Genomic DNA, 255 nt, shown 5'->3' on the forward strand with positions numbered 1-255 from the left:
TCGATCTTGTCGAGCACCGCCTCAAACCGACGGAGACCTGCCTCGTAAGACGGTGCAGCGAAGACGCTCTTGAACTCACTCCAGACAATTGCACCGCGTAGCTTCTCTGTATTTGAGTATCGAACACTCTGGAAAACGGTTTTCCGGAGCTTCTCCTCACCGTTTTTTATGAAGTGAAAGCGACAACGATGGTGGAACGCATCGAGATCGTCTTTGACGATCTCTGGGTAATCTGAGCGGCCGTCAGTGGTGATG

At 51.8% G+C, this 255-nt stretch carries 1 pseudogene; it reads right to left on the minus strand.

What is annotated here, in order from left to right:
• Positions 1-255: pseudogene (locus O2S87_RS19145) on the minus strand (transposase); the annotation flags it as partial.

The sequence above is a fragment of the Halohasta sp. A2 genome (genome assembly GCF_056175805.1).